This window comes from Acinetobacter sp. H1(2024) (assembly GCF_046557555.1).
GTDB lineage: Bacteria > Pseudomonadota > Gammaproteobacteria > Pseudomonadales > Moraxellaceae > Acinetobacter > Acinetobacter seifertii.
This window is the reverse complement of sequence record NZ_JBKGFO010000001.1, coordinates 472,234-493,576: the sequence shown is the minus strand read 5'-3', so window position 1 is coordinate 493,576 and position 21,343 is coordinate 472,234. Positions and strand designations below refer to the sequence as shown.

At 37.4% G+C, this 21,343-nt stretch carries 19 protein-coding genes and 2 pseudogenes; 14 read left to right on the top strand and 7 right to left on the bottom strand.

Translation table 11 applies throughout. The annotated features are described in order from the left end of the window. Nucleotides 1–88 precede the first annotated feature (88 nt). The 10 genes and pseudogenes from ACLCEG_RS02315 (at nucleotide 89) to pyrF (ending at nucleotide 7,781) form a co-directional block, all read left to right on the top strand. Complete coding sequence (locus tag ACLCEG_RS02315; protein WP_004701975.1) at nucleotides 89–685, top strand: 6-pyruvoyl trahydropterin synthase family protein; 597 nt, start codon at nucleotides 89–91, stop codon at nucleotides 683–685. A 50-nt stretch (nucleotides 686–735) separates the two neighbouring features. Next, a complete protein-coding gene (gene ung / locus ACLCEG_RS02310) occupies nucleotides 736–1,449 on the top strand; it encodes a uracil-DNA glycosylase (protein ID WP_410565464.1) in 714 nt (237 codons plus the stop codon). Then, nucleotides 1,446–2,570 carry an enoyl-CoA hydratase/isomerase family protein gene (locus ACLCEG_RS02305; RefSeq protein WP_151685288.1) on the top strand — a complete coding sequence of 375 codons (1,125 nt, stop codon included), beginning with the start codon at nucleotides 1,446–1,448 and terminating at the stop codon, nucleotides 2,568–2,570. The genes ung and ACLCEG_RS02305 overlap by 4 nt, the downstream gene beginning before the upstream one ends. Before the next feature lie 7 nt (nucleotides 2,571–2,577). Continuing rightward, nucleotides 2,578–3,081, top strand: coding sequence for a tRNA adenosine(34) deaminase TadA (gene tadA / locus ACLCEG_RS02300; RefSeq protein WP_410565461.1), 504 nt, complete (start codon nucleotides 2,578–2,580; stop codon nucleotides 3,079–3,081). A gap of 69 nt (nucleotides 3,082–3,150) precedes the next feature. Then, nucleotides 3,151–3,590 (top strand): annotated as a pseudogene (locus tag ACLCEG_RS02295) (SRPBCC family protein). Between the two features lie 10 nt (nucleotides 3,591–3,600). Further along, nucleotides 3,601–4,287: a (d)CMP kinase gene (gene cmk / locus ACLCEG_RS02290; RefSeq protein ID WP_151761125.1), complete on the top strand. Its 687-nt coding sequence runs from the start codon at nucleotides 3,601–3,603 to the stop codon at nucleotides 4,285–4,287. A gap of 104 nt (nucleotides 4,288–4,391) precedes the next feature. Then, a complete protein-coding gene (rpsA, locus tag ACLCEG_RS02285) occupies nucleotides 4,392–6,065 on the top strand; it encodes a 30S ribosomal protein S1 (protein WP_002050239.1) in 1,674 nt (557 codons plus the stop codon). A gap of 156 nt (nucleotides 6,066–6,221) precedes the next feature. Continuing rightward, nucleotides 6,222–6,524 (top strand): integration host factor subunit beta, encoded by a 303-nt coding sequence (locus ACLCEG_RS02280; RefSeq protein WP_004701961.1) that lies wholly within the window; start codon nucleotides 6,222–6,224, stop codon nucleotides 6,522–6,524. A gap of 23 nt (nucleotides 6,525–6,547) precedes the next feature. Further along, nucleotides 6,548–6,913 carry a lipopolysaccharide assembly protein LapA domain-containing protein gene (locus tag ACLCEG_RS02275; protein ID WP_004701960.1) on the top strand — a complete coding sequence of 122 codons (366 nt, stop codon included), beginning with the start codon at nucleotides 6,548–6,550 and terminating at the stop codon, nucleotides 6,911–6,913. 169 nt (nucleotides 6,914–7,082) lie between these two features. Further along, nucleotides 7,083–7,781, top strand: a complete 699-nt coding sequence (gene pyrF, locus ACLCEG_RS02270) for an orotidine-5'-phosphate decarboxylase (protein WP_049063992.1) — start codon at nucleotides 7,083–7,085, stop codon at nucleotides 7,779–7,781. Here the strand turns inward: pyrF and ACLCEG_RS02265 are convergent. Together ACLCEG_RS02265 and ACLCEG_RS02260 are read right to left on the bottom strand one after the other, a co-directional pair. Continuing rightward, complete coding sequence (locus ACLCEG_RS02265) at nucleotides 7,778–8,689, bottom strand: lysine exporter LysO family protein (protein WP_410565458.1); 912 nt, start codon at nucleotides 8,687–8,689, stop codon at nucleotides 7,778–7,780. The genes pyrF and ACLCEG_RS02265 overlap by 4 nt on opposite strands. A gap of 46 nt (nucleotides 8,690–8,735) precedes the next feature. After that, complete coding sequence (locus ACLCEG_RS02260) at nucleotides 8,736–10,283, bottom strand: flavin-containing monooxygenase (RefSeq protein ID WP_410565455.1); 1,548 nt, start codon at nucleotides 10,281–10,283, stop codon at nucleotides 8,736–8,738. A gap of 121 nt (nucleotides 10,284–10,404) precedes the next feature. On the opposite strand from ACLCEG_RS02260, the gene ACLCEG_RS02255 reads away from it, so the two are divergent. From ACLCEG_RS02255 to ACLCEG_RS02240, 4 genes and pseudogenes are all read left to right on the top strand, one after another. Further along, nucleotides 10,405–11,424, top strand: coding sequence for a helix-turn-helix domain-containing protein (locus tag ACLCEG_RS02255; RefSeq protein ID WP_410565452.1), 1,020 nt, complete (start codon nucleotides 10,405–10,407; stop codon nucleotides 11,422–11,424). A gap of 83 nt (nucleotides 11,425–11,507) precedes the next feature. Beyond that, nucleotides 11,508–12,650 (top strand): cell division protein ZapE, encoded by a 1,143-nt coding sequence (zapE, locus tag ACLCEG_RS02250; protein WP_004701955.1) that lies wholly within the window; start codon nucleotides 11,508–11,510, stop codon nucleotides 12,648–12,650. 369 nt (nucleotides 12,651–13,019) lie between these two features. Beyond that, complete coding sequence (locus tag ACLCEG_RS02245; RefSeq protein WP_077164009.1) at nucleotides 13,020–15,185, top strand: malate synthase G; 2,166 nt, start codon at nucleotides 13,020–13,022, stop codon at nucleotides 15,183–15,185. Nucleotides 15,186–15,340: 155 nt separating this feature from the next. Next, nucleotides 15,341–15,662: pseudogene (locus ACLCEG_RS02240) on the top strand (GNAT family N-acetyltransferase). Nucleotides 15,663–15,714: 52 nt separating this feature from the next. On the opposite strand, the gene ACLCEG_RS02235 reads toward ACLCEG_RS02240, so the two are convergent. The 5 genes from ACLCEG_RS02235 to ACLCEG_RS02215 form a co-directional block, all read right to left on the bottom strand. After that, a complete protein-coding gene (locus tag ACLCEG_RS02235; RefSeq protein ID WP_410565449.1) occupies nucleotides 15,715–16,125 on the bottom strand; it encodes an ExbD/TolR family protein in 411 nt (136 codons plus the stop codon). A gap of 19 nt (nucleotides 16,126–16,144) precedes the next feature. After that, nucleotides 16,145–16,567 carry an ExbD/TolR family protein gene (locus ACLCEG_RS02230; RefSeq protein ID WP_004701951.1) on the bottom strand — a complete coding sequence of 141 codons (423 nt, stop codon included), beginning with the start codon at nucleotides 16,565–16,567 and terminating at the stop codon, nucleotides 16,145–16,147. Nucleotides 16,568–16,582: 15 nt separating this feature from the next. Further along, entirely contained in the window at nucleotides 16,583–17,464 is an 882-nt protein-coding gene (locus ACLCEG_RS02225) for a MotA/TolQ/ExbB proton channel family protein (protein ID WP_081407955.1), read from the bottom strand. A gap of 41 nt (nucleotides 17,465–17,505) precedes the next feature. After that, nucleotides 17,506–18,228 carry an energy transducer TonB gene (locus tag ACLCEG_RS02220; protein WP_410565446.1) on the bottom strand — a complete coding sequence of 241 codons (723 nt, stop codon included), beginning with the start codon at nucleotides 18,226–18,228 and terminating at the stop codon, nucleotides 17,506–17,508. A 117-nt stretch (nucleotides 18,229–18,345) separates the two neighbouring features. After that, nucleotides 18,346–21,048: a TonB-dependent receptor gene (locus tag ACLCEG_RS02215; protein ID WP_410565443.1), complete on the bottom strand. Its 2,703-nt coding sequence runs from the start codon at nucleotides 21,046–21,048 to the stop codon at nucleotides 18,346–18,348. Between the last annotated feature and the right edge of the window lie 295 nt (nucleotides 21,049–21,343).

The window sequence follows — 21,343 nt, the reverse complement described above, 5'->3', positions numbered from 1 at the left end:
TGCTAATTGTTTCTATTTGAAAAGTGGTGCGAAGTTTTTGTCTTTTGCTTTATAATAATGTTCTTAGAAGGAATGATCGATTTGGCACATGTTAATTCGTAAGTTATTTAAGTTTGAAAATGCACATGTTGTACGTAACTGTACATCGGATCGTTGTAAGCGATCGATTCATGGGCATAGTTATAAAGTCGAGTTATTACTTAAAGCTTCGAAATTAGATCATGGACAAATGGTATATGATTTTGGACTGTTAAAAGGTGTAATTAAGGATCTTTTTGATAGTTTTGATCATGCGATTTGTTTCTGGGAAAAAGACGACCCTCAATATATCGATGCTTGTAAGACTTTTAGTGCACGTTGGATTTCTTTACCAGTGTCTCCATCTGCCGAGCAATTTTCTCGTATCTTCTTTTTCTTAGCTCAACAGGTATTACAATCGACCGTTACCCAAAATGGGGAAGGCGATGTTGAAGTTTATTCAGTGATTGTTCATGAAACCGATACGGGATATGCCCAAAGTTTCCTTGAAGATATTCAAAATGAGCAAATGGGTTTGTTAAACCTTGAAGGAATTGTTTTTTCAGAACAAGTTCAATCTGAGTGGACTGATCCACAAATGTATGAAAACTTAAAACAAGGGATTAAATTTCATAATCCGCATGTTAACTTACAAGTAGAAGTGTAAGTTAACTTCCCTTTGTTTTTAGAAATGAAAATTGATCTAGGATGACATTAATGCAATTAACTGAGCAACAGCAAGACAAACTCAGTAAAGTTCAATTAGAAGAAAGCTGGAAAAGCTCATTAACTCCATTTTTGGTGAGCCCTTATATGGATAGTTTGCGAGAATTTCTCTTCCAAGAGAAGCAAGCTCAGAAAACAATATATCCACCAAGCAAACAAATTTTTAGTGCTTTAAATATTACGCCTTTAGATCATGTAAAGGTCGTTATTTTAGGGCAAGATCCATATCATGGCCCTAATCAGGCGAATGGGTTAAGTTTCTCCGTACAAAAAGGGATTGCATTACCTCCTTCTTTACGTAATATTTTTCATGAATTAAACACTGATTTAGGTGTACCTGTTTCGCGTCATGGTGATTTAACTAAATGGGCCGAGCAAGGTGTACTTTTATTAAATAGTGTACTTACTGTAGAAGCAGGACAACCAACATCACATCAAAAACAAGGTTGGGAAGAATTTTCTGACGCAGTAATTGATGTTTTAAATGAACAACGTGAGCACATCGTGTTTATTTTATGGGGTGCTTATGCACAACGTAAAGGACAACGTATAAATAGAGAAAAACATTTGGTTTTAACAGCTGCACATCCATCACCACTTGCGGCTAATCGTGGTGGTTTCTTTGGGTGTAAAGTGTTTTCAAAAACAAATCAATATTTGAAACAACATGGCATTGAGCCCATAGACTGGCAATTGGACGCATGATGAACTCTCCCAATGTAAATAGCTATCATCCGGATTTGGTAGTTGAAGAAGCGAAAAATGGTTGGCGTATTGTACGTTTGAATCGACCTAAATCATTACATGCTTTAGATGAATCAATCGTAACGGCTTTATTACGAGTATTTGAAAACTTCCGTGATGATGAGCGAGTAAAAGCAATTTGGTTGGATTCGACAACACCAAAAGCTTTTTGTGCAGGCGGAGATGTACGCAAATTACGTCAATTGGTGATCAATCAAGAAGTAGAAACAGCAAATAAGTTTTTCCAGCAAGAATATGCTTTGGATTTACTGTTGCATAACTATGCCAAACCTATTGTGGTGTGGGGCGAAGGTTATGTAATGGGTGGTGGACTAGGCTTGTTCATGGCGGCGCCTTTCCGCCTTGTTACGCCATATTCACGTTTAGCAATGCCTGAAATTAACATTGGCCTATATCCGGATGTTGGAGCAAGCCGTTTCCTTGCTGACCGTGGGCAAATTGGTTTATTTACTGGTTTGACTGGTTCAATTATGACTGCTGCTGGGGCATTTAGCATTGGTTGGGCGACACATATTTGTGAAGCACAACGTGATAATGTCCTGCAAAAAGTACTTAATATTAATTGGGCTCACTATCCGGCAGGTGATTTCCGCGCGATTGATGATACTTTAAATAGTTTGCATCGCCCGGTTGCAGCAGGGCCATTACAAAATTCGTTAGACGTTATCCATAGTGTTTGTCGTGGTTCAAGTTTTGAACAAGACTATCAATCAATTGTTAGCTTACGAGATGCAAGCAGTGATTGGTTGCGTCAAGCCAGCGAAAATTTGCAAAAGGGTTCACCGAGCACAGCAGCCATTACTTGGTTATTATGGCAATGGGGTAAGCAAGTACATTCTTGGGACGAAGTTTTTGATTTAGAAGCGCAAATCTCTGAATGGAAAATTCGTCATCCTGATTTTGTCGAAGGTGTTCGTGCCCGTTTGGTTGATAAAGATTTATCGCCAGAATGGAAAGCATGTGAAGACCTTAGCTTAAGAGGTATTTTGGCTGATGATCCACCAATAACGTCTATTGATAGCTGGAATGCTTTACTTAGACAATATGGCGTAGTTTCATAGTCAATAAATGTCCAAATTTAGTAACGAGTATTGGATGCAGCTTGCTTACGAGCAAGCTGAGTTAGCGGCTGAACAGGGTGAAATTCCTGTAGGTGCTGTAATCGTAAGTCAAAATAAATTAATTGGAGCAGGTTTTAATGCTCCAATTGGTTTATCTGATCCTACTGCCCATGCGGAAATTCAAGCTATTCGTGCGGCTTGTGACTCATTGAAAAATTATCGTTTACCAGAAGACGCAACTTTGTATGTTACGCTCGAGCCATGCACCATGTGTGTAGGGGCCTTAGTACATGCAAGGATTAAACACGTTGTGTTTGGTACAACAGAACCTAAAGCTGGTTCAGTTGTCAGTGCGCGTCAATTATTAGAAAATGGTTATTACAATCATAAATTTACTTTTGAGCAAGGGTGTTTACATGAAAAATGTGCTCAACAGTTAAGTCTTTTTTTTAAGCAAAGACGTGAACAAAAGAAAAAAGAGAAACAACAAAAAACGTCCTTAAATGATTAAAAAATGTCATGGGGTTATGGCAAACTAGCGCCGTTTCATTGACATGATTTATTTAAATAAGGAACTTTCATGCGTAATGTAATTACTATACAAAAAGAATTTAATGCTCCGCTGTGTGATGTATTTAACCTGCTTTCTAAACATGCAACTTACAACAAGGCATTTGCTCCACTACAAGTTGTACGTGTGAAAGACTCAGCAGATCCTGAAAGACCAGATGGGTTTGTTCTATTCGTTGTATGGGATTTGGTGCAATTAAACCGCTTAAAGAAGAAATTACTCATCTCGAAGAAAACAAACGTATTGAATATAAATTGATTGATAATCCTTTAATTAAACACCATTTAGGTCGTATCGAGTTTTCTGAAATTACCCCTTATATTACTTTGGTTACTTATCGTATCGAATTAACGGCAAAAGCTCCAGTTTTAAGTAAATTAATTCTTGCACAGCTAAAACTAGCGATTACACTAGGCTTTTCGAGATTAGCTAAAGCATTTGCTTCTTAGTGAGAGTTCAATGACAGTTCAAATTATTACTATTGATGGTCCGAGTGGTTCGGGTAAAGGAACATTAGCGGCAAAACTTGCTGCATATTATCAATTTCATTTACTTGACTCTGGTGCCTTGTATCGTTTGTTAGGGTTGTCATTACATAAACATGATTTATTGGAAAAATTAGATAGCCATTTAGATGAGTGTGTGAATTATGCTCGTCAGCTTAATATTAAGTTTGAAACTTCACCTGAGGGAACATTAGTTTTCCTTGATGGAGAAGATGTATCGCAAACCATCCGCACAGAGCGAGTTGGTGAATATGCATCTAAAGTTGCAGCAATTCCTGAACTTAGACAAGCACTTTTTGATCGTCAAAGAGCATTTGCGCAAACTCCAGGTTTAGTTGCAGATGGCCGAGATATGGCAACATCAATTTTCCCAGAAGCTAATGCAAAAATTTATCTGACAGCTTCGGCTGAGTCGCGTGCTGAGCGAAGAGTAAAACAGTTGCAGGGCATGGGGCTAGATGCTAAAATAAACGACATTTTAGCTAATATACAAGCGCGTGACAAAAGAGATATGGAGCGAGAAGTTGCTCCTCTCAAGCCAGCCGCAGATGCTTATATTATTGATAGTTCGGAATTAACGATCGATCAAGTATTTAAGTTAATGGTTGATTATGTCAATAGCCGTACTTTTAGCAACTAAGATTATCAGTTGACGCATAGCTTGATCAGTCTATAAAGACTATGTTGATACTTAACTAAACCGGCCTTGTCTGATCCAAGACCGCTGAATTTATCAGGTATATCATGACCGAATCTTTTGCAGCCCTCTTTGAAGAAAGTGAATTAAACCTCAACGTTGAAAAGGGTGCAGTCATCCAAGGTGTTGTTGTAAACATCGATAGCGACTGGGTTACTGTTGACACTGGCCTTAAATCAGAAGGCATTGTTGATCGTGCTGAATTTTTAAATGAACAACGTGAACTTGAAGTTCAGGTTGGCGATACTGTTGACGTAGTTGTTGAAGCTCTTGACAACGGTATGGGTCAAACAGTTTTATCACGTGAAAAAGCTAAACGTGCTGAAACTTGGACTAAACTTGAAAAAATCTTTGAAGATGGCGAAATCGTTACTGGTGTTATCTCTGGTAAAGTTAAAGGCGGTTTCACTGTTGACATCGGTCCTGTTCGTGCATTCTTACCAGGTTCATTAGTTGACACTCGTCCTATCCGTGACACTACTCACCTTGAAGGTAAAGAGTTAGAGTTTAAAGTAATCAAACTTGATGCTAAACGTAACAACGTTGTTGTATCTCGTCGTGCTGTTATGGAAGCTGAATCTTCTGCTGACCGTGAAGCATTACTTGCTCAACTTGAAGAAGGTCAAACAGTTACAGGTACTATCAAAAACCTTACTGATTACGGTGCATTCGTTGATCTTGGCGGTATTGATGGTCTTCTTCATATCACAGATATGGCTTGGAAGCGTATCAAGCATCCTTCAGAAGTTGTTGAAGTTGGTCAAGAAGTTACTGTTAAAGTACTTAAATTTGACCGTGAACGTAACCGCGTATCTTTAGGCCTTAAGCAATTAGGCGAAGATCCATGGTTAGCGATCATGAGCCGTTACCCTAAAGGTTCTATCGTTAAAGCACGTGTTACTAACTTAACTGACTACGGTTGTTTCGCTGAAATCGCGGAAGGAGTTGAAGGTTTAGTACACGTTTCTGAAATGGACCACACTAACAAAAACATCCACCCATCTAAAGTTGTTCAGATCGGTGACGAAGTTGATGTTATGGTTCTTGAAGTTGACGAAGAACGTCGTCGTATCAGCCTTGGTATCAAACAAACTCGTGCTAACCCATGGGAAGAGTTTGCTAAGTCTCATGAGAAAGGCGAAAAAGTTTCAGGTACAATCAAGTCTATCACTGACTTTGGTATCTTCATTGGTTTAAATGGCGGTATCGACGGTCTAGTTCACTTGTCTGATATTTCTTGGAACGAACAAGGCGAAGAAGCTATCCGTCGTTACAAGAAAGGTGACACAGTTGAAGCTGTTATCTTGTCTGTAGACGCTGAAGGTAACCGTATCAGCCTTGGTATCAAGCAATTGAACAGCGATCCGTTCAATGATTTCTTAGCTGCTAACGAACGTGGTGCTTTAGTTAAAGGTACTGTGACTGCAGTTGATGCTCGTGGCGCAACTGTTAAGTTAGCTGACGAAGTTGAAGCAACTCTTAAAGCTTCTGAAATCAACCGTGACCGCGTTGAAGATGCGACTAAATTCTTAGAAGTTGGTCAAGAAGTTGAAGCGAAAATCATCAACGTTGATCGTAAATCTCGCTCTATCAACTTGTCTATCAAAGCGAAAGACGAAGCTGAAGAGAAAGAAGCAGTTGCTAACTTACGTACAGCATCAGCTTCTCAAGAAAATGGTCCTAAGACTATTGGTGACTTGATCAAAGCACAAATGAAGTAATAAGTTAACAAAGTACAGTTTCATGTAACGAAATTGTACTTTTTATACAAATTACTGTAAACGGTAGCGTAGTATTCAACATACTGCGCTACCGTTTTGTATTTAAACAGGTTATTATCAAACGACTTAGAGTAGTAATAAATAACGAGGTCGTAGATGACTACTGAAGCTCTTAATAAGTCTGATTTAATCGAACGCATTTCGCTAAAAAATCCACACTTGGCTGAACCTTTAGTGGAAGAAGCGGTTAAAATCATGATTGATCAAATGATTGAAGCTCTTTCGACGGACAACCGTATTGAAATCCGTGGTTTTGGTAGCTTTGCTTTACATCACCGTGAACCTAGAGTTGGTCGCAACCCTAAAACTGGTAAGTCAGTTGATGTTGCAGCAAAGGCGGTTCCGCACTTTAAACCAGGTAAAGCACTACGTGATGCAGTGAATGAATCTGGAAAATAAATAAAAACTCATAAGGGGTGCCTATGCGTTATATTCTAATTGCATTACTCATTATTTTATTTGGCTATTCTTTAGCACTCGTTTTGCAGAATCCAACAGAACTTCCTGTTGATTTATTATTTACTCAAGTTCCAGCAATGCGTTTAGGACTATTATTGTTGCTTACCTTAGCGCTTGGAATTGTGGTTGGACTTTTATTAGGTGTGCAAGTTTTCCGAGTCTTTCAAAAAGGCTGGGAAATCAAACGTCTTCGCAAAGATATTGATCATTTGAGAAAAGAACAAATTCAAACTGCTCAATTGGCAGCGGCAGAAGCAGCTGCAAATGTAAGACATGAAAAAACTGTTGTAGATATTTATCCGCAAGATAAAAACTCTACTCCATTATAATTATTTCTGATACTACTCTTTATCCAGTTATAAAGAGTAGTATTTTTCATTTCTATATTTCAATTACTAAATAAATTCAAAATCAATATTTTCTTATTCAAAAACTTGTCTCAATAGATTTCTTTATTAGTAGCTGACTTGTCTATTATAATAGCGCTGATTTTATGTGATGGAAGAAAGTCTCTTGAGTATCATTGTTGCGTTAGATGCTAAAAGCCAATATGACGCTTTAAAAATTGTTGAACAACTTGATCCTACGTTATGCCGTGTGAAAGTAGGTAAAGAGCTTTTTACTCATGAAGGCCCATCTGTTGTAAAAAAACTTCAAGATGAAAATTTCGAAGTTTTCCTCGATTTAAAATTCCATGATATTCCTAATACGACTGCTCAAGCTGTATGTGCTGCAGCAGATTTGGGGGTATGGATGGTGAACGTACATGCATCAGGTGGTCGTAAAATGATGGAGACCTGTGTTGAGCGTTTAAAGGCAGGTAATTATCAAACTCAGCTAATTGCAGTAACAGTTTTAACTTCAATGGGACGTGAGGACTTAAAAGATATTGGTTTAGATATCGAGCCTGTAGAGCAAGTTAAAAGATTGGCTAAACTTACCAAAGACAGTGGTTTAGATGGTGTGGTCTGTTCTGCTCAGGAAGCTAAAATTCTCCGTGAATTAATTGGACAAGATTTTTCTTTAGTTACTCCGGGAATACGTCCAGAAGGTAGCAATGCCGATGACCAGAAACGTATTGTGACTCCAAAACAAGCAATGCTTGATGGTTCTACTCATTTAGTTATTGGTCGCCCGATTACTAAAGCAGAAGATCCAACTGAGATGTTGAAATCAATTCTTGCTTCAATTGCTTAAAAGTTTAAAAACACAGTAATTAAAAGTGGAGCGAGCAGGCTTAAAAGTAAGCCACTCATCATGGCGTGTGGTACATAATGTGTGCCACATGACTGTTTTACCATAGCTAACGTTACATCCATTGAGGTAGCGCCAGCGCTTGAGATTGCTGGGCGCGGAAAACGCCATCCCATTGTATACATCAGTAAAATTGCCACTATTTCTCTAAATAGATCTGTAAGTAAAGCAATTCCGCCTAACTCGGCTGAATGTAACTGTGTAAATAAAATGCCCGACATTGAATACCAGCCATAGCCTTGAGCCAAGGCTAGCATTTCGTTGAGTGTAAAATGATTACCTAGTAAGAAATAGTTGAGAAATCCAGCTATACATGAACCTATAAAAGCAGCCAATGGCACAATAAGGATTTTCCAGCTTAACCATGTTCGATTAAAATGAGTAAAAGCTAATTCGATACCAATCAGAAAAATAAAAACTAATAACAAGTACCAGCTATTAAATGGAATATGTACATTTAGTCGAGTTAAAAAAATACCTAAAATGATACCTGCAGCTAAAGCCAAAAATGCCTTCGCAATATTTTTTAAAGCATTTATAAAAAGTTGAAGTGAAATTTTTCCTTTTATACTTTCTTTATCAAAAACTGTATAAGCCAATAAACATGTAAAAAAGGAACCGAGTGATGTCGTGACTGCAATTAATAGGGCAGGTGGCAGTATGGTGGAAGGATTGTTAATTTGATCAAGCGCAAGCGTTAATTCTAAAGCAACACTTGTGAGTAAAATATAAGAAAAATAGGGCAAAACTTTGAAAATAAGTTTTCGAATATTTAACGAAAGTTTAGGGCCTAAAAAGTAACCAAAAGCTATGACAATAAAAATTTGAATAATGAGGCTAACAGATTGCATATAATAGATAGATTGTTATCAACCTATCTATTATGTATTGAACATTTTATGCTGCATAGTTTTTAGAGTATTTATTTAGCAACAAATAATCTTTGGTATTCACTTTACGGGTTTCTAGCCAATACTTCCAAGTGTAAGTTGGCCATAAGGAAAAGTTCTTTCCATCGGCAGCCTGATACCAGCTATTACACCCCCCAGCTTGCCATACTGTGCCTTGAAGTTGTTTCTGTATTCTTTCATTGAAAGCATCTTGGACTTCCGGTTTAATTTCTATCGCATGTTGGCCAGATTTATCGACAAGTTCAATCAGCTGTAAAATATAATTAACTTGTGACTCAATCATAAAAATAACTGAGTTATGACCTAAAACAGTATTTGGCCCAACGAGTTGGAATAAATTAGGAAAATTTTTGGTCATAATGCCATAATAACTTTCTGCACCATCTTTCCAAGCTTGTTTTAATTCAATTTGGTTACGACCAATACAAGTAAAATGTTTTAAATAAATACGTGGGTCGGTAATAAAACCAGTCCCATAAATCAGGCAATCGATAGGTCTTTCTTTTCCATCTTTTGTGATAATGCTGTGCTCTTTAATTTCTTGAATACCATCCGTTACTAATTCAACATTTTTACGGTTAAATGTCGGAAAGTATTTATTTGAAATAAGAATGCGTTTACAACCCATCACGAAGTCTGGTGTAAGTTTTTTTGCTAATTCTTTATCTTTGACTTGGAAACGTATAAAAGCCTCAGCTAATTTTTGCCCATATTTCATGATTTGCGGCTGAACAATTGGCACAACCCGTGATTCGTTACTCCAATAAAGGCGACTGCGATGAATTTGTCTATAAAGATTAGACGTTTTAAATAGGGCTTTACTTAAGTTTGAGTATTTGCGCTCATCTCGTGGAATTACCCATGCTGCTGTTCTTTGAAAGACATATAGTTGTTTAACATCTTTTGCAATTTCTGGAATATATTGAATTGCACTACCACCTGTACCAATCGAGGCAACTGATTTACCTATAAGGTTGTAGTTATGTTCCCATTGCGATGAGTGAAAGACTTTACCTTTAAACTTTTCGATACCATGAATATGAGGGATTTGTGGCATATGTAAGGGCCCAGAGGCAAATACTACAAATTGTGCTTCTAATGAAGGTTGGTTTATAAAATTTAGTGTCCATACATGGCGCGTTTCATCATACTGAACATGAGTAACTTCATGATTAAACTTACAGTAGTTTTTAATTTGATATTTATGAGTTATATCTTGAATATAATCAAAAATTTCCGCAGCTTCTGCATAACGTTTTGACCAGTCAGTTTTAGGTGCAAAAGATAAAGAATACATATGCGATTGAACGTCACATGCAGCTCCAGGATACCGGTTTTCGCGCCAAGTTCCACCCACATCATTAGATTTTTCTAAAATAAGAAAATCTGTTTGCTTGTTCTGTAATAGACGAATAGCCATTGCAAGGCCACCGAATCCAGCACCAATAATTGCGATTTTAGTTTTTTGAATAGCGTTTTGTTTTGCACTGTGCATTGTAAACCCTGCATATGCTGTAAAGAGGATTGCAGGCAAGACTAACGTTTTTTGATCAGTTTAAACATGATTGTACCGACGTGAAAATTGATATATTCGGCAATTAATTTTATTACTTCTTTATAGTAAAACATTTCAGTCTAGGGAAATTGATAGAAGAATGAAACGATCGGCACTTGGTTTAATCTATTTAATTCAAGGAATGCGCAATGCGGGCATTGATGTCGACTCACGTTTGGCTAATATAGGCATTAAAGTAGATTATTTGGATCCAAGTTCAACAATTCACGATAGTTTAGAGTGGGATATTCAACAAATTATTAGTGAAAATGTTGATCCTGAAAAAGGGTTGTTCATCGGGCAGCACTATGCATTAGCAGGTTATGGTCCTTTATTAATGCTACTTGTAACAAGCCAAGATATACAAACTGCATTGGAAAAAGGCATACACTATCAAAAACTCACTCATTTATTTGGCACTTTGAGTTTACAAGAAACTGAGAGTCACATCATTCTGAACTATTTACCTGTCGACTTAAAAACAGAAATTGGTTTACTTCGTGCCCAGTGTGAAATTTCAGGGACTTATAAATTTATTCAAGATATTTACACCATGATGGGCTTAACAATGCCTCTTATGCGTATAGATTTGCCATTTCCCAAACCAAATAATACAGATACCGTTGCTCAATATTTCTCATATTATGGAGATGATCTGCATTTTAATTCTACACATGCAGCATTTAGCCTAAGTAAGAATGTGCTTGGAATAAAAGTTCCTTCAGCGGATATCATTACTCATCGTATCTATGAAGCGAAATGTATTAAAGAAATAAAACGATTAAATGAGCAAGATCATCAAATACCACCCATTATTCAATATGTACAAGATTATCTAGAGCTACAACAAGGAATTATCCCGAGTATGGCGGAAACCGCTTTTGCTTTAAAAATGCCTGAAAGGACATTAAGGCATCAATTGCAGCAGCTTAATACGAGTTATAAACAAATTCGTGAACAGATTATTAAGAATAAGGCGCTTAAACTTATGGAATATAAAGAATATTCAATAGAAGTTATTGCTGAGTCGCTTGGCTATTCTGAACCTGCAGCTTTTAATCATGCGTTTAAAAGATGGTTTGGGCAGAGTCCTCGGCAATATGGAAAAGAGTTTTACTGAGCATAACTCTTGATGCTAAAAGCTAATGTGGTCGGACAAAATGTTCGCTATACTCTCTTCAGTTAAAATTGAAATAAAATGATATGTTAAATTTAAAATCTTCTCATAGTACTGCTTTTACTCCTTCTTCCCCAGCAGAGCGCTATGCTGAGGCATTGGCTTCAGGCCAGTTTATGGCAGATGAAGCACAAGCACAGGCAGTGCAAGAATTAGATCGTGTTTGGAAGGAACTTTTAAACCGCTATAAAGCTTCTAAGAAAGCTTTCCGTCGCTTCCGCCGTCAAACCTCTCCAAAAGGCGTGTATATGTGGGGTGGTGTAGGTCGAGGAAAAACTTGGTTAATGGACCAATTTTATGAGTCTGTGCCATTTCGTCGTAAAACACGTATGCATTTCCATCACTTTATGCAGCATGTTCATAAAGAATTAAATAAACTTTCTGGTCAACGTAATCCACTCGATATCGTGGCTGATCAAATTTATAAAGATGCTGTTGTTATTTGTTTTGATGAGTTTTTCGTTTCAAACGTAACAGATGCAATGATCTTGAGTGATTTATTCCAGAAGTTATTTGTTCGTGGAGTAACACTGATTGCTACTTCAAACATTGCACCAGACGGTTTATATAAAAATGGAATTCATCGCGACCGTTTTATACCTACCATTGAAATGGTTAAAAAGAATTGTGCTATTTTAAATGTAGATGCGGGCGTAGATTACCGTTTACGTGTTTTGAAACAAGCTCAATTGTTCAAATCGCCTTTAGGTAATGAAGCGCAAAGTTGGATATCTGAGCGTTATACTGCCTTAACGCATACGCAAGCAAATTCTCAAGAACCAATTGTGATCAATAACCGTGTTGTTGAAACGCTAGGTCACACCGAAGATGTTTTATGGTGTGAGTTTTCTGAACTTTGTTTAAAGCCGCGTAGCCCAGCAGATTTTATTGAAATTGCTAATATTTATAATACAGTTCTGGTCAGCAATGTTCCGCACTTAACCGACTTCTTGTCAGAAGGAACGCGTCGATTTATTTATCTAGTCGATGAGTTTTATGACCGTGGCGTGAAATTACTCTTAACTTCTCAAGATAGTATCATTGATATCTATCAAGGTGAGAAATTAGCTTTTGAAATTGAGCGTACGCGTTCTCGTTTGTTGGAAATGCAGTCAGATGATTATTTGCATTCAGAACACCGACAAATTGATGAAGCTAAAACTTCTTAAGAAGATAGTTGTGAAAAGCGCTCTAGATAGAGCGCTTTTTTTATAACAAAAAATTGATAAATTTAATTAAATAGTGCTTTTTCACAGCTTAAAGTTTGATATAACTAAATACGCTTTAGAAAAATCAGATACTGAAATTTTTTGTTTGTTAACAAAAAGTCTAGTTTCAGTATTTTTAAATATTGAATAAATTGTTGAGAAACCTAGTTAGAATTTTAATATTTTCCTATATAGAAAAATTTATCTTTGTCAATAGTTTTGCAACGGAAAATGCTTACTATTTAGGAATGTGATATTAGTATTCAGCTTAATTTAAATCGGTATACTAGGTTTCTCTTGGTATAAAAAGTAGCAACTTCAGGAAAGACAATGACTGCACGTATTCAAAAAGGCAAGTTAGCGATTGCTAAAGAACTTTACGATTTTATCGAAAATGAAGCTTTACCAGGTTCTGGTTTAGATAGTGAAACTTACTGGAAGAACTTTGAGCAAGTTGTTGTCGATCTTAGCCCAAAAAATAAAGCGTTATTGGCTAAGCGTGATGAATTACAAGCAAAAATTGATGAATGGCACCGTAATAACAAATTTGAATTAGGTGCTTATAAAGCGTTTTTAACTGAAATTGGTTATTTATTACCAGAAGTTGAAGATTTCCAGATCACAACTGAAAATGTAGACGAAGAAATTGCATTATTAGCAGGTCCGCAGTTAGTAGTACCTGTACGTAATGCACGTTATTGCTTAAATGCAGCAAACGCACGTTGGGGTTCTTTATATGATGCACTTTACGGTTTTGACGTAATTTCAGAAGAAGGTGGTGCTGAAAAAGGGAAAGGATATAACCCTGTACGTGGTGCTAAAGTAATTGAGTTTGCTAAAAACTTCTTAAATGAAGTTTTCCCACTTGCACAAGGCTCACACGCAGATGCAACTAAATATGCAATTGAGCAAAATAAACTTGTTGTGACTTTAAAAGATGGTACTCAAACAGGTTTAGCTCATGAAGCTCAGTTCGTTGGTTTTAATGGTGAAGAAGCGAACCCATCGGAAGTTGTACTTTTAAGTAATGGCTTGCATGTCATTATTGAAATCGATGCAAATAGTCCAATTGGTCAAACTGATTTAGCGGGTGTTAAAGATTTAACACTTGAAGCTGCGGTTACGACGATTCAAGATCTTGAAGACTCTGTTGCAGCTGTAGATGCTGAAGAAAAAGTTGAAGGTTACCGTAACTGGTTAGGTTTAATGAAGGGTACGCTTCAAGAATCTATCGAAAAGAATGGTAAAACAATTGTCCGTGCTTTAAGCAAAGACCGTGAAATTAAAAACTTAATTGGTGGAACAACAAAACTTCATGGTCGTTCACTTATGTTACTTCGTAACGTAGGTCACTTAATGACGAATCCTGCTATTTTGGTAGATGGTGAAGAAATTTTCGAAGGTATTATGGATGCATTGGTCACTCCATTGTTATCAGTTGCTGATATCCGTAGTACGAACGAAAATAAAAACTCTCGTAAAGGATCTATGTATATTGTTAAGCCAAAAATGCATGGTCCAGAAGAAGTTGCTTTTGCTGTTGAATTATTTGAACGTGCTGAGCAAGCATTAGGTTTACCCGCGAAATCTTTAAAAATCGGTATTATGGATGAAGAACGCCGTACATCTGTAAACTTGAAAAACTGTATTGCTGCTGCTAAAGATCGTACTATCTTTATTAACACTGGTTTCATGGACCGTACAGGTGATGAAATCCATACTTCTATGGAAGCTGCACCAGTTGTTCGTAAAGAAGCGGTTAAAACACAAAAATGGATTGCTGCTTACGAAAATCGTAACGTTGCCATTGGTTTGAAATGTGGTTTACAAGGTAAAGCTCAAATTGGTAAAGGCATGTGGCCAAAACCAGATAGTATGAAAGATATGTTAGCAACTAAAGCTGCTCATCCAAATGCTGGTGCTTCATGTGCTTGGGTTCCATCACCAACTGGTGCTGTACTTCATGCGATGCATTACCATCAAGTAAATGTAAAAGCGCGTCAAGATCAGTTAAAAGCTGAAGAAATGTTGTCATTAGATGACTTGTTAACTCCTCCATTTGCACCAGAAACAAACTGGTCAGCAGAAGAGATCAACAATGAACTTGAAAATAACTGCCAAGGTATTTTAGGTTACGTTGTTCGTTGGGTTGACTTAGGCGTGGGTTGTTCGAAAGTTCCTGATATTAACAACGTAGGTTTAATGGAAGACCGTGCAACATTACGTATTTCTTCTCAACACGTTGCGAACTGGTTACGTCACGGTATTGTGACTCGTGAACAAGTTGAAGAAGTGCTTAAACGCATGGCAAAAATTGTTGATGAGCAAAATGCGAATGACCCATTGTATAAACCAATGGCAGCTAACTTTGAAACGAATATTGCTTTCCAAGCAGCTTCTGATCTTATCTTTAAAGGTTGTGAACAGCCTTCTGGTTATACCGAGCCTTTACTTCATGCTGCTCGCTTAAAATTAAAAGGTTATACAGGTGACTAATTTTAACCTGTTTTGAAAAAAGCCTCTTCGGGGGCTTTTTTATTTTCGGTATATTTTGTGCTTATAGAAAGGGAATTTATAGCTAAAAGGTTTTGAGATTGATTAATTTAAAAGATCTTAATCGTGAAAATTGGATTTTATGTGCAAAGTTGTGATTGCATGGATCGCAAAAAGATTATGTTGCACCAAATGTATATTCTATTGCTGAGTCTAAAGTAGAAGAACATTACTGTCCAAGAGTCATCTGTTTTAATGATGAAGTCGTTGGGTTCCTAATGTATTGCGTCGAAATTGATCCGCCTGATGAGACATTATTTTGGTTATTTCGTTTGATGATTGACAAAGATAATCAAGCCAAAGGTTATGGCACCAAGGCATTATAAAAAAATGGGTTTTATAGAAACTGGAGAATATGATGAATGTGGCGATATTATTTTAGAGTTGAATATTTCGGCTTCAAAAAAAAACGCTAACTGAAGATTCAAGTTAGCGCAGGAGTTAATAGAGTTAAATAGATTGAAAAGTAATATTAGTTACTACTTACAATTCCAATTTTAGTGACGCCTAAACGCTGTGCCGTAGCCATGACCATCGCTACATTTTTATATTCAGCCATTTGGTCTGGTTTGAGTTTGATTTGGTCTTGATCTTTTTTGGCAACAACACTTTGAAATAAAGTCTCTAGTGCGGTGCGGTCTGAAACCTGCTGGTTATTCCAAAAAACTTTACCTGCTGCATCAATTCTTACATCAACCACTTCAGGTGGCTTTTCATTTGTTGGTGGCGGTGTGCCATTTGGCAAATTAATATTAATCGCGTTGTTTGGTGCAGGTATGGTAATAATAAACATGATAATGAGTACCAACATGACATCAATAAGCGGTGTCATGTTGACTTCTAACATCACATCATCATCATTTGAACCAACATTCATACCCATAAGATTCTCCTTAAAATAGTTATGGGGAGGCTGGAGGGGTAGTAACAAAGGCAATTTTGCCAATACCAGCTTGTTTGGTCGTACTAATGACCTGATCTATCGCTTCAAAATGGGTAAGCTGATCTCCTCGAATATGTACCTCTGGCTGTGGTCTTTTTTGCGCCACAGCCTGTAATTTCGCTAGTAAAATTTCTTTATTTGGTACATAACTTTCATTCCAGAAAATATCTCCTTTCTTATTGACTGAGAGTTGAATATTTTCAGGCGTAGTTGCGTACGGCGTATTTTTTTCTTCAGGTAGTTTCACAGGTACTGTATGTGTAACTACTGGAATGGTAATTAGGAAAATAATAAGTAAAACCAACATGACGTCCACCAGAGGAGTCGTGTTAATTGTTCCAATCATTTCGTCTTCATCTTCAGAACCAACACTCATACCCATAATGTTTGCTCCTGATTATTTAATACTGCGGTTAACTGAATTATTAGTATTAATTTCTCCGCTTAATAAAACTGCATGTAAATCTGAACCAAATGAACGTACGTTTTCCATCACTGCTTTATTGCGGCGAGTCAACCAGTTATAACCAAGCACAGCTGGTACTGCGACTGCAAGACCAATAGCTGTCATAATCAGTGCTTCACCAACTGGACCTGCAACTTTATCAATAGATGCCTGTCCTGAAATCCCGATAGCTGTTAACGCGTGATAGATTCCCCATACTGTTCCGAATAGACCTACGAAAGGGGCTGTAGATCCAACCGTTGCTAAAAAGGCTAAACCTCCACTTAAGTGGTTTTGTACTTTTTCAATTGAACGTTGTATTGAAATGCTTACCCAAGTATTGAAGTCAATGCGTTCAAGTAAAGAACCGCCGTGTGACTTAGTTGAGTTAATGCCTTTTTCTGCAATAAATCGATAAGCGCTACTTTGTTCTAAACCTTCAGCAGCATTATCAAGAGAAGTAGCTTCCCAGAAATGTCTTTCAGCTTCTTTTCCTTGTCGTTTAACTTTTCCTTGTTGTAATAGTTTAGAAACGATGATGTACCATGTACCGATAGACATAAGTACTAATATGAATAGGGTTGATTTTGCAACTAAATCACCTTCACGCCAAAGTGCTTCTAAACCATAAGGGTTTTTAACGGTTTCACTCGTTGCAGGCTTTGGCGGTGGAGTCGGTGTGCTTGAGTTTGATGTCGCTTCAGTCGTTGCCGTTGCAACAGGAGTATTACTTGTTTCTTCTGCAAAAACTGTACTTAATGGGAGCAGTGAGCAAGCTGCGATTAAACTTGCAGAAGTGAAACGTACTAGCGCTTGAGTTGATTTTTTCATCATATTTTCTCCAATATTTTTAATTTCTGATTAATTCAATTTGTTCATTCAATTACGAAAGGATATTCAATTTCATACCAGTCCTGCTGAGGCACACCATCTTTCATTGCTGGTTTGAATGTACATAGGCTGTAAGCTTTAGTTGCTGCTTTATCTAAGGTTTTGCTACCACTTGATTTTTTCACCTTCGCATCAATCACTTTGCCGGAAGTATCAACTAAAACACGTATGCGCACCGTACCTTGTTCTTCATTCATCAGTGCTTCACGTGGATACTCTGGTTTTTCACAACCTGCGGAACCTTCTGAAACACCACGAGTTACGCCAGTTGGTTTAGGTGCTGGAGCAGCCGCAGCTGGAGCAGGTGCCGCAACTGGACTTAGTGATGGTGCACTAGGTGCAGCCGGTGCTGCTGGAGCAGGAGTCGCAACTTTAGTTGGTTGAGCTATTGGAGTGTTTTTTTGCACAGGAGTCACAACTTTCTCAACCTGTTTAGGAGGCTCTGGAACCTTGGCAACTTTTTCTACCATTTTTGGTGGTTCAGGTGGTTTTTCCTTTGGTTTCGGCTCTTCCGGCTTTGGTGGAGGAGGCGGCTTAATATCCTGAATAATTTGTAATTCCACAGGTTTTTCCGCTGGTTTTTGAATATTGTTTGCTAAACCTGACATCAGAATATAGGCAACAAGAAGATGCAGAAAAATGACTGCAGCAATACCAATTAGGCGTTTGGCAGATTTATTTTCTATGTCTGTAAAAGTCATGCCCATAGTTACTCCTGAAACTGTAGACAAACAATTTTTAAAATGACTGTTTGGCTAAGAAGCTAAGAATGAGTATTTGTTCTGCAAACACGAGCTGTAAACTCGTGTTTACAAAATAACCAGTTAGAACTTGTAAGTACCACGTAAGTAGTATGTACGTCCTGTTGGATCACCATACCGAGGGTCATATCCATATTGGAAATTATCTAAAACATTTGAAGCAGATGGGTCTTCATCAAAAATATTTTTAATACCGGCTGTTAGCTCAAGATTCTTAAAGCCTTTATATGTCCCAGAAATATTGTAAAGCGTATAATCACTAACTTTGTGATGATCGTATTGTTCTTCACCTATCTGATTTTGATCATCATAACCACGTATAAATTGTTGTTCGAAAACTAATCTCCAATTTTCATATGCCCAGTTAATATTAGCTGTGTGCTTCCAGCGTACAACGGCTGGGTCTTCATATAGGCCAACCCGACCAGTCCATGGTTCAGCTTTTGAGTCACGGTAATCTAATTTGGATACGTAAGTTCCATCAATTCCAAAGCCAAATCGGCCTGTGGATGTCATTGGAGTTAAATAGTTTAGACTAATATCAAAACCTTCTGTTTTCATACCACCCGAGTTGAATAAATTAGTTTTTACATAATCGATAGTACCATCAGAATTTCTTACAAAAAGAGATGAGTATTTTTCAGGTTCGCCAAAGATTGTAGCTTCGCCTACTTGAGCAATTAGGTCATCAATTTTAATATTGAAATAGTCAACGGTAAGTACTAAGTTTTTGATTGGTTCAAAAACAAAGCCCGCAGTAAATGATTTTGATTCTTCTGGCTGTAAATCTTGTGAGCCACCTTGTAATTTCATAAATTGTCTATTACAAAAATCGTTTTTATTTTTCCCTTCTACAACCTCACCGCCTGGGCAGTAAAGTGGATCATTATATCTTGCGCCAGTATAAGTTTTGCTTTGAGCCGCATTAATCTCATATAGGCTTGGTGCACGGAAACCTGTGCTATATGAGGTACGGAACATGAGTTGTTTTAATGGTTCCCAACGGATCGCGAATTTAGGATTAAAGGTGTCACCAAAGTCGCTATAGTTGTCATAACGAGCCGCAAGTTGTGCCTCAATTGTTTTAGTTATAGGTATTTGTAATTCTGCAAATGCAGATGTAATATCACGGTCACCAGAATTATCGGGTTTATCAGGGTCTGTACCACTACTAGGAGCTTGACGGACTAAATCTGCATTAATGTGTTGCTTCCAATCTTGATTTGTAAAACTTCCTCCTAAAGCAAAACCAACCTGACCAGCAGGTAAACTGAAAATAGGACGGCTGATACTGAAATCTGCAGTAGTAGATTCTAAAGTTGCCTCATTGTATTTGCCTTTAATTGATAAAGTATTCCAGATATCTGGATCACTACTTTCACCAAATGGGTTCAATGTTCCGTTATTTAAAGCATCTTGTAATTTAGATTTGCTTAATTGCCCATTAACGAAATTATCAGATGCTTCACTTTTTGCATATGTTATACCAGTGTTTAAATCCCAACCCCACACTTCACCTTCTAAACCAGCAAAAAGACGATGAGATTGGTTAATAGATTTAGCTATACGATTTCCTGCTTGGGAACGCAAATAAAGTTCAAGTGGTGAGCCACTTAATCCTTCAACATTAGGAACAATACCATTTCCTGGATAATATGGGCTGTCACTCGGGATAGTAACACGAGTCGCAAGATTACTACGGCTATAAGGATCTGGAGCAACGGAAGTGACAACTTCACTGCGCGAATAAATATATTCACCAATAGCATTTAAATTATCATTAATTTTAAATGTACCACGTCCTAACACAGATACATTTTCCAAATCTGGCTTAATCCCGATTAAAGAACGAGTATTTGTATAACAAAAGCCGTCCTCAGCTGATTCGGATGTTCCTCCAAGACATTGCCCATTTTGAGCATATGGATTTCCTGAAACTCCAGAGACAGGATCATAAAAATTTGCAGTAAAAGAGTTAGCAGAGCGGCCATCTAGCCCAAGTTCCGGTAATACATCTCCACGTTTTGAAATTGTTCGGTCTTTTGCCATAATGCCGTTAGTACGACGATAATCTACGACACCAAAAATATTAAAACCATCTTCATCTAAGTCTCCGTAGCCACCAAAAATAGAAACATCTTGTTTGTCACCACCACTTTGTTCTGGTTGTAGTAAGCCTGCACTAATGCCAACTCCTTTATATGTTTTTTTTGTAATGAAGTTGATAACCCCCGCAACAGCATCGGCTCCGTACACAGCCGATGCACCATCACGTAAAATCTCAATACGGTCAATCATTGCCAAAGGAATAATATTTAGGTTTACGGTGGAAGTACCAAAAGGGTTCGCTGCGAGGCGTCGTCCATTCAGTAAAACGAGTGTTTTATCGCTACCTAAACCCCGAAGGTTAGCGGTAGAACCATCAGTATTACTAGCACCCACATTTTGGTCAGTTGAAAAACCTGCCTGATTGGAACTTACACGGGTTAATGCTTCTTCAACTGTAGTAACGCCAGCATTAGCGAGATCTTCGCCTTTAATAATGGTAATAGGAGAAGCACTTTGTGCTGCAACACCTTTGATTGAAGAACCTGTAACGGCAACTTTTACGACTTTTGCAGGTTTATCATCATTGCTTGATTGTTCTGTTTCTGCTGCTTGTGCCATGGTAAGACACATCATGCTTAAACTAAGGGTACTTAATTTAAGTATTGTCTTGCCGATCTTGGGGGTTACCTGAGATCGAACATTGTATTTTTTTTTCATCGTGGATTTGATCCCTTTTTGTTGTAGTTAGCGATATTGCTGGAATGTTTTTAAGCAAAGCAAGTGCCAACTATATATTTTTCTTTTTTTAGTTTATGCAAAATATTGATAAATATTGATTTTATTATGTTTGAGGGCAGTGCCTCTGTATCTTTTGAAGTTAAATAAATTTTCCGTTTGGCAAATTTTTTTGTATTGGCTAAAAGTTTCAAATTTATTTGTATAAAAAATATACATTAATGGACAGTTCACATACTTAATAAATAAAAATGTATCGTTTTAGAACTTTATCATA